Annotated in this window: 7 protein-coding genes; 5 read left to right on the top strand and 2 right to left on the bottom strand. The window is 67.8% G+C overall.

Annotated features, from left to right (window positions below; genetic code table 11):
* The 5 genes from B4L26_RS10145 to B4L26_RS10125 all read left to right on the top strand — a co-directional run.
* Positions 1–1,561: nitrite/sulfite reductase (locus B4L26_RS10145; RefSeq protein ID WP_290718615.1), on the top strand; the 1,561-nt coding region annotated here is incomplete at its 5' end.
* 10 nt (positions 1,562–1,571) lie between these two features.
* Entirely contained in the window at positions 1,572–2,300 is a 729-nt protein-coding gene (locus B4L26_RS10140; protein ID WP_290718613.1) for a phosphoadenylyl-sulfate reductase, read from the top strand.
* Positions 2,297–3,247 carry a sulfate adenylyltransferase subunit CysD gene (cysD, locus tag B4L26_RS10135; protein ID WP_290718611.1) on the top strand — a complete coding sequence of 317 codons (951 nt, stop codon included), beginning with the start codon at positions 2,297–2,299 and terminating at the stop codon, positions 3,245–3,247. Before B4L26_RS10140 ends, cysD begins: the two co-directional genes overlap by 4 nt.
* Positions 3,247–4,545, top strand: coding sequence for a sulfate adenylyltransferase subunit 1 (locus B4L26_RS10130; RefSeq protein WP_290718608.1), 1,299 nt, complete (start codon positions 3,247–3,249; stop codon positions 4,543–4,545). The genes cysD and B4L26_RS10130 overlap by 1 nt, the downstream gene beginning before the upstream one ends.
* Positions 4,542–5,261, top strand: coding sequence for a sirohydrochlorin chelatase (locus B4L26_RS10125; protein WP_290718606.1), 720 nt, complete (start codon positions 4,542–4,544; stop codon positions 5,259–5,261). Before B4L26_RS10130 ends, B4L26_RS10125 begins: the two co-directional genes overlap by 4 nt.
* A 67-nt stretch (positions 5,262–5,328) precedes the next feature.
* Here the strand turns inward: B4L26_RS10125 and B4L26_RS10120 are convergent, their stop codons facing one another.
* Positions 5,329–6,963, bottom strand: a complete 1,635-nt coding sequence (locus B4L26_RS10120; protein WP_290718603.1) for an AMP-binding protein — start codon at positions 6,961–6,963, stop codon at positions 5,329–5,331.
* Positions 6,964–7,030: 67 nt separating this feature from the next.
* Positions 7,031–7,921: sulfate/molybdate ABC transporter ATP-binding protein (locus B4L26_RS10115; protein WP_290718601.1), on the bottom strand; the 891-nt coding region annotated here is incomplete at its 5' end.

The following is a 7,921-nucleotide window of genomic DNA, read 5'->3' as shown; positions in this document are numbered from 1 at the left end:
CAACGTCCGCGCCCGGATCGAGAACATCTACTCCAAGGTCGGCTTCGACGGCATCGACAAGGCCGACCTGCGTGGCCGCTTCCGCTGGATGGGCCTGTACACCCAGCGGGCCGAGGGATACGACGGCACGCACACCCACGACGACAACATCGACTACCTCGAAGCCCCGTATTTCATGATGCGGGTCCGCACCGACGGCGGACAGTTGGACGTGCCGCAGTTGCGCGCCCTCGCCAGTATCTCCCGCGACTTCGCGCGCGGCACCGCTGATGTCACCGACCGCGAGAACCTGCAGTACCACTGGATCGAGATCGAAAACGTCCCGGAGATCTGGCGGCGACTCGAAGAGGTCGGCCTCGAGACGATCGAGGCGTGCGGCGACTGCCCCCGCGGCATGCTCGGATCACCGCTGGCAGGCCTGTCGGTGAACGAGGTCCTCGACGCCTCCCCCGCTTTGGACGAGATCAAGCGCCGCTTCATCGGCGACCCCGCGTACTCGAACCTGCCGCGGAAGTTCAAGACCGCCATCTCCGGCCTCCAAGACGTCGTGCACGAGATCAACGACGTGGCGTTCGTCGGTGTCGAGCACCCCGAACACGGCCCCGGCTTGGACCTGTGGGTCGGCGGTGGCCTGTCGACCAACCCCATGCTCGCCGAGCGCCTCGGCGCGTGGGTTCCGCTCGACGAGGTGCCCGAGGTCTGGGAGGGCGTCGTCGCCATCTTCCGCGACTACGGCTACCGTCGCCTGCGTTCCAAGGCCCGGCTGAAGTTCCTGATCAAGGACTGGGGCCCCGAGAAGTTCCGACAGGTCCTCGAGGACGAGTACCTCAAGCGCAAGCTGATCGACGGTCCCGCGCCGGTGCCGCCCAAGCACCCGATCGACCACGTCGGCGTCACGAAGCTCAAGAACGGACTCAACGCGGTCGGCTACTCGGCTGTTTCCGGACGCTTGTCCGACACGGTGCTGTACGCACTCGCCGACGCCGTCGAGGCTGCCGGTGCCGACAACGTCCGATTCACGCCGTACCAGAAGCTGGTCGTCGTCAACGTCCCCGACGACAAGATCGCCGGCCTCGACGCCGCACTCGAAGCCGTCGGCCTGACTTCGCGGCCGTCGCGCTGGCGCCGCAACCTCATCGCGTGCACCGGCTTGGAGTACTGCAAGCTCTCCTTCACCGAGACCCGCAGCCGCAGCCAGGCGCTGGTACCGGCGATGGAGAAGCGACTGGCCGAGCTCAACGAGCAGCTCGACGTGCCGATCACCATCAACTTCAACGGCTGCCCCAACTCGTGCGCCCGCGTGCAGGTCGCCGACATCGGCCTCAAGGGCCAGTTGATCGACGACGGCAACGGCCATCCGGTGGAGGGCTTCCAGGTCCACCTCGGCGGGGCCCTCGGCTTCGACAGCGGGTTCGGCCGCAAGCTGCGCCAGCACAAGATCTACGCCGACGACTCGATCGACTACATCGAGCGCGTCGTTCGCAACTTCATCGTCGGGCGCAACGAGGGCGAGCGATTCGCCGAATGGGCCGCCCGCGCCGACGACGCCGAGCTGCAGTGAGGGGGAACCGATGACGACCACAATCGATACTGATCACCTTCGCGGCATTGCCGAGCGCGGGGCAGCAGAGTTGGGGCCCGACGCCACCGCCGATGAGCTGCTGCGTTGGACCGCGGAGACGTTCGGCACCGACTTCCTCATCGCCGCGAACATGCAGGACGCGGTGCTCATCGATGTCGCCGACAAGGCGATCGACCGCGAGAGCATCGACAATGAGCGCCTCAAGGTGCTGTTCCTGGATACGGGCTACCACTTCGCCGAAACCATCGGCACCCGCGACGCCGTGGTCCAGGTCTATGACTTGGAGCTTCTCAACGTGCTCCCCGAGCACACCGTCGCACAGCAGGACGAACTGCTGGGCAAGGACTTGTTCGCGCGCAACCCCGCGGAGTGCTGCCGCCTACGCAAGGTGGTGCCGCTGCGCGCGGCGCTGTCCGGTTTCTCCGCGTGGGTGACCGGGATCCGGCGCGTCGAGGCGCCGACGCGGGCGAACGCGCCGCTGATCTCCTTCGACGAGGGCTTCGGGTTGGTCAAGATCAACCCGCTCGCCGCCTGGTCCGACGAGGAGTTCGGGACCTACATCGAGACCCACGGGGTTCTCGTCAATCCGCTGGTCGACGAGGGCTATCCCTCGATCGGGTGCGCGCCGTGCACCGCCAAACCAGCCATTGGAGCCGATCCGCGCAGCGGCCGTTGGGCCGGGAGCGCCAAGACAGAATGCGGGTTGCACGTCTCATGAGCATTGACACCCAGACCTCACCGATCCTGCGCGCGGACAGTGACACCGAGAACCGGGAGTTCGACACCCTCGACGCGCTCGAGTCGGAGTCGATCCACATCTTCCGCGAGGTGGCCGGCGAGTTCGAGCGGCCGGTGATCCTGTTCTCCGGCGGCAAGGACTCGACGCTGCTGCTGCACCTGGCGCTCAAGGCGTTCTGGCCGGCACCGCTGCCGTTCTCGCTGCTGCACGTCGACACCGGTCACAACCTGCCCGAGATCATCGAGTTCCGCGACGAGATCGTGGCACGCCACAACCTGCGGCTCCACGTCGCCAGCGTCGAGGAGTACCTCGCCGACGGCCGGCTCACCGAGCGTCCCGACGGCATCCGCAACCCGCTGCAGACCATCCCGCTGCTCGACGCCATCACCGAGAACCGCTTCGACGCGGTGTTCGGCGGCGCCCGCCGCGACGAGGAGCGCGCCCGCGCCAAGGAGCGGGTCTTCTCCCTGCGCAACGCGTTCGGCCAGTGGGATCCCAAGCGCCAGCGACCCGAGCTGTGGAACCTATACAACGGCCGCCACGCCCCCGGCGAGCACGTCCGCGTGTTCCCGCTGAGCAACTGGACCGAGCTCGACGTGTGGCGCTACATCGCCCGCGAGCAGGTCCTGCTGGCCCCGCTGTACTACGCGCACGATCGCGAGGTGTTTAACCGGGACGGCATGTGGATGACCTCCGGGTCGTGGGGCGGGCCGCGCGACGGTGAGATCGTCGAAACCCGGTCGGTGCGCTACCGCACCGTCGGCGACGGCTCCACCACCGGCGCCGTGCTGTCGGAGGCCGCCGATAACGAGGCCGTGCTGGCTGAGGTCGCGACATCGCGGCTAACCGAGCGCGGTGCGACCCGCGGCGACGACCGGGTGTCGGAGGCCGCGATGGAAGACCGCAAGCGCGAAGGATATTTCTGATGAGGCACTCCCCCGACCTGTTGCGCATCGCGACTGCCGGGTCCGTCGACGACGGGAAGTCGACGCTGGTCGGCCGCCTGCTCTACGACACGAAGTCGGTTCTCGCCGACCAGATCGACGCCGTGCACCGCGCCTCACAGGCGCGCGGGCTCGACGGCCCCGACCTGTCGCTGCTCGTCGACGGCCTGCGTGCCGAGCGAGAGCAGGGCATCACGATCGACGTCGCCTACCGCTACTTCGCCACCGGTGAGCGCTCCTTCGTCCTCGCCGACACCCCCGGGCACGTCCAGTACACCCGCAACACGGTGTCCGGCGCCTCGACGGCGCAGCTGGTGATCCTGCTGGTCGACGCGCGCAACGGCGTCGTCGCGCAGACCCGCCGCCACGCCGCGGTGATGGCACTGCTCGGCGTCCCGCAACTGGTACTGGCGGTCAACAAGATCGACCTCGCCGACGATCCTGCCGGCCAGTTCGCCGCGATCACGGCCGAGTTCGCCGAGCTGACCCGCTCACTCGGCTGGCGCGACGACCAAGTCCTGGCGATCCCGGTGTCGGCACTGCACGGCGACAACGTGGCGACACGGTCAGACCGCACGCCGTACTACGACGGGCCGACGCTGATCGAACACTTGGAGACCGTGCCCAACGTGCACGAACGCGCCGGAGACCCGGTCGGCCTGCGCTTCCCAGTGCAGTACGTGATCCGTCCCCGCACCGCGGAGTTCCCCGACTATCGCGGCTACGCCGGACAGATCGCCACCGGAACGGTCGCCGTCGGCGACGAGGTCGTCGTGCTGCCGTCGGGTACCCGGACCACGATCGAGGCCATCGACACCGCCGACGGCCCTCTGGCCACCGCACACGCCGGGCACAGCGTCACACTCCTGCTTGCCGATGACGTCGACGTCTCCCGCGGGGACGTGATCTCCGCGGTCGCCGATGCACCCGAGCCGATCCAGCAGTTCACCGCGACGGTCTGCTGGCTCGGTGACAAGCCGCTGCGTCCGGGTGCGCGACTCCTGCTCAAACACGGCACCCGCACCACGCAGGCGATTGTCGGCACGCTCGACGTGCTGTTCGACGAGCAGGACCTCCTGCTCGTGGATTCGCCACAGTCGTTGGAGCTCAATCAGATCGGGCGTATCGCGGTGCAGACCGCCGAGCCCATCGTCGCCGACGACTACGGCCACAGTCGCGAGTCGGGCAGCTTCCTGCTGATCGATCCCGCCGGCGGTAACACGCTGGCCGCGGGACTCGTCGGCGACGCGCTCGACCAGCTGCACCTGACGCCGGCATGAGCCTTCTCCTCGTCGCGCACGGCAGCCGGGACCCCCGGTTCGCCCGCACCCTGCACCGGGTGCGCGACGGGGTACGTGCGGAGTTGCCGGGTCGACGCGTGGAATTGGCCTTCCTCGACCTGGACGAGCCGCTGGTGGGCGCCGTTCTCGATGAGCTGGCCTCCGACGGTGAGGACGTCACCGTCGTGCCGCTGCTGCTGGGCGACGGCTACCACAGTCGCTTCGACCTGCCGGTTCTCCTTGACGCGGCACGGCGCCAATGGCCGGCCTTGCGGATCGAACAGACCCCGGTCCTCGGATCAATCAGCCTCGTCGACGCGCTGGCGGATCGGCTGACGCAAGTCCTTGACGGCCACGCCCATGGTGCTCACCCGGGCGTGCTCATGTACGCCGTCGGGTCGTCGGACGAGCGTTCCGACGATTCCGCACGCATCCGCGGTGCCGAACTCGCAGAACACACTGGGCTGCCCGTCGAGGTGGTGTTCGCGACGAAACTCGGCGAGAACGCCGTCGAGCTGCACGCTGCACTGGCACGGCTCCGCGCCGCTGGTGCCCAGCGCATCGTCGGCCTCCCCTATTTTCTGTCCTCCGGTCTACTCACCGAGCGGGTCGAGGCACTCTTGGACGGTCCTGTCGCCGCCCCCCTGGCCGATCACCCCGACGTCATCAGCGCCATCATCGTTCAAGCAGTGCCATTGTTCGTCGTCCACCCCTGATCGGCGGCGCACGACGGCAATGACGCTGCAAGACGCGGATTAGCTCGGTTGCCGGGGCCTGCTGGCGCTAGCCCTGGATCCGGACCCGCCCGGCACCCCACTCGACGTCGCGCAGTTCGTTCTTGCGGATCTTGCCGGTCGACGTCTTCGGCAAGTCGGCCACGAAGTCGACGTCGCGCGGCGCCTTGTACGACGCGATCCTGGTCTTGACGTGCGCGATGATCTCGGCGGCATCGGCGGCCATTCCGTCCTTCAGCACCACCAGCGCCTTGGGCCGCTCGCCCCACTTCTCGTCGGGCACGCCGATCACCGCGACCTCCAGCACCGCCGGATGGCTGACGACGGCCTGCTCGACCTCGACGGTGGAGATGTTCTCACCACCGGAAACGACGACGTCCTTGGCCCGGTCCAACAACTGCACGTAGCCGTCGGGGTGCATCACGCCGAGGTCCCCGGAGTGGAACCAGCCGCCGACGAACACCTCGGACGTGCGCTGCGCATCCTCGAAGTAACCCTTCATCACCATGTTCCCGCACATGACGATCTCGCCCATCTCCACGCCGTCGGCGGCGACGTCGCACAAGCGGCCCTGATCGTCAACGTCGGGGCGTACCACCCGCATCCGCTCCGCGGTGAGCTCCCCGACGCCCTGACGGGCCATCCGCACCGAGATGTCGGCCTCAGACAGGCCGCTCCAGCTCGGATCGGGCTCGCACACCGAATAAGGACCGTAGGTCTCGGTGAGGCCGTACACGTGCACCAACGTGATCCCCAGGTGGCGGATCGCGGCGATGACCGTCGGGCTCGGCGGTGCGCCAGCCGTCGCGATCGACATCGGCCGGTCCAGCGGATGGGCTTCGGGCGCGGTAGCCAGCGTCGTCAGCACAGTCGGGGCACCGCTCATGTGGGTAATCGTCTCGGAGTCGATGAGGTGCCACATCTCCTCTCCGCGCACCGCGCGCAGACAGACGTGAGTAGCGGAGACACCGGTCAGCGCCCACGTCTTGCACCATCCGTTGCAGTGGAACATCGGCAGCGACCACAGGTACCGGGTGTCGATGGAGTAGTCGTGGGTGATGACCGCCCCCAGCGCCGACAGGTAGGCGCCGCGGTGGGTATACATCACGCCCTTCGGGCGGCCCGTGGTCCCGGAGGTGTAATTGATGGCGATGACCGCATCCTCGTCGTCGACGGTCCAGGCGATGGCCGCATCGGATGAGCCGCGTGCGAGCAGCTCGTCGTAGCGCACACCCGCACCGCGGTACCCGCCGTCGACTTCGGGTGTCTCGATGACCTCGCGCACGGTGGCGAACTCGACGTCGGTGCAACCCTCGAGGAGTTCCCCCTCGCCGATGAGCAGCACCGATCGCGAGTGGTCGCAGATGTAGCGGATCTCTTCCGCCGCCAACCTCGTGTTCACCGCGACAAGGACGCCGCCGGCCAACGGCACCGCGAAATGCGCGGCCAGCATCTCCATCGAGTTGCTCGCCAAGTAGGCGACGCTGTCGCCGCGGTCCACCCCGGATCGGCGTAGCGCATCGGCCAGCGCCACCACGTGGTCGCCGAACTCGCGATAAGTCGCGCGGCGCGCACCGTCGATCACCGCGGTCTTGTCCGGGTGCACTTCCACCGCGCGCTCCAGGAATCGCAGCGGCGTCAGTGCAGTGTCGAGTCCGGAACGTGGATGTGTGGGTGCCGCCATATGCCTCTCCTGCCGTGGGCTCTCAAGAGAGTCATACCCGACCTGGCCGGGTAGCGGGCGCTTACGGCTAACCGTCGAACGCAGCGACCTTGGTTGCGCGGGCGTAGACGGTCTCGCCGGCCTGCAGGGCCAGTGCATTCTGGTCACCGCGGGTGATCTGCGCGGCGAATTCATCTCCCGAGGCGGCCGCAAGCAGCTCCACACGCGTTTCGAAGCCGAGGTTCACCACGCGCTGCACGGTCGCCTTCACCACACCGGTGTCCAGCTCGGCGTCACCACCGGGCAGCGCGATCGCCGGGTTGCGGCCGATGCGGATGTCGTGTGGACGCACCAGCTCGCCGTTGACGCGCACCGTCGATCCGAGGAAGGACGCGACAAACGGGTTGACCGGACGGTCGTAGAGGTCGTCGGGTGATCCGATCTGCTCGATACGACCCTGGTTCAACACCGCGATCCGGTCGGACACGTCGAGGGCCTCGGCCTGGTCGTGGGTCACCAGGACGGTCGTGACGTGGACCTCGTCGTGCAGTCGCCGCAACCACTTGCGCAGGTCCTCGCGGACCTTCGCGTCGAGAGCGCCGAACGGCTCGTCGAGCAGGAGGACCTGCGGGTCCACCGCCAACGCGCGCGCCAGTGCCATGCGCTGACGCTGGCCACCCGACAGCTGGGCGGGGAACCGCTTCTGGAAGACCGTCAGTCCGACGATGTCGAGCAGCTCGTCGACCTTCTTGTCGATCTCGGCCTTCGGGCGCTTGCGGATCTTGAGGCCGAACGCGATGTTGTCGCGCACATTGAGGTGCTTGAACGCGGCGTAGTGCTGGAACACGAACCCGATGTCGCGCTTCTGCGGCGATGCGCCCGACACGTCGTTGCCGTTGATGATCACCGTGCCCGAGTCGAGGCTGTCGAGTCCGGCGATCGCCCGCAGCAGCGTCGACTTGCCCGACCCCGACGGCCC

Source organism: Gordonia sp. UBA7599, from assembly GCA_002477755.1.
Taxonomy (GTDB): Bacteria; Actinomycetota; Actinomycetes; order Mycobacteriales; family Mycobacteriaceae; genus Gordonia.
This window is presented reverse-complemented; position numbering and strand designations above follow the sequence as displayed.

What these genes read in the sequence shown, in the direction of transcription:
- B4L26_RS10140 (WP_290718613.1), top strand. Translation starts at nt 1,572, where the DNA reads ATGACGACCACAATCGATACTGATCACCTTCGCGGCATTGCCGAGCGC.
- cysD (WP_290718611.1), top strand. Translation starts at nt 2,297, where the DNA reads ATGAGCATTGACACCCAGACCTCACCGATCCTGCGCGCGGACAGTGAC.
- B4L26_RS10130 (WP_290718608.1), top strand. Translation starts at nt 3,247, where the DNA reads ATGAGGCACTCCCCCGACCTGTTGCGCATCGCGACTGCCGGGTCCGTC.
- B4L26_RS10125 (WP_290718606.1), top strand. Translation starts at nt 4,542, where the DNA reads ATGAGCCTTCTCCTCGTCGCGCACGGCAGCCGGGACCCCCGGTTCGCC.
- B4L26_RS10120 (WP_290718603.1), bottom strand. Translation starts at nt 6,963, where the DNA reads ATGGCGGCACCCACACATCCACGTTCCGGACTCGACACTGCACTGACG.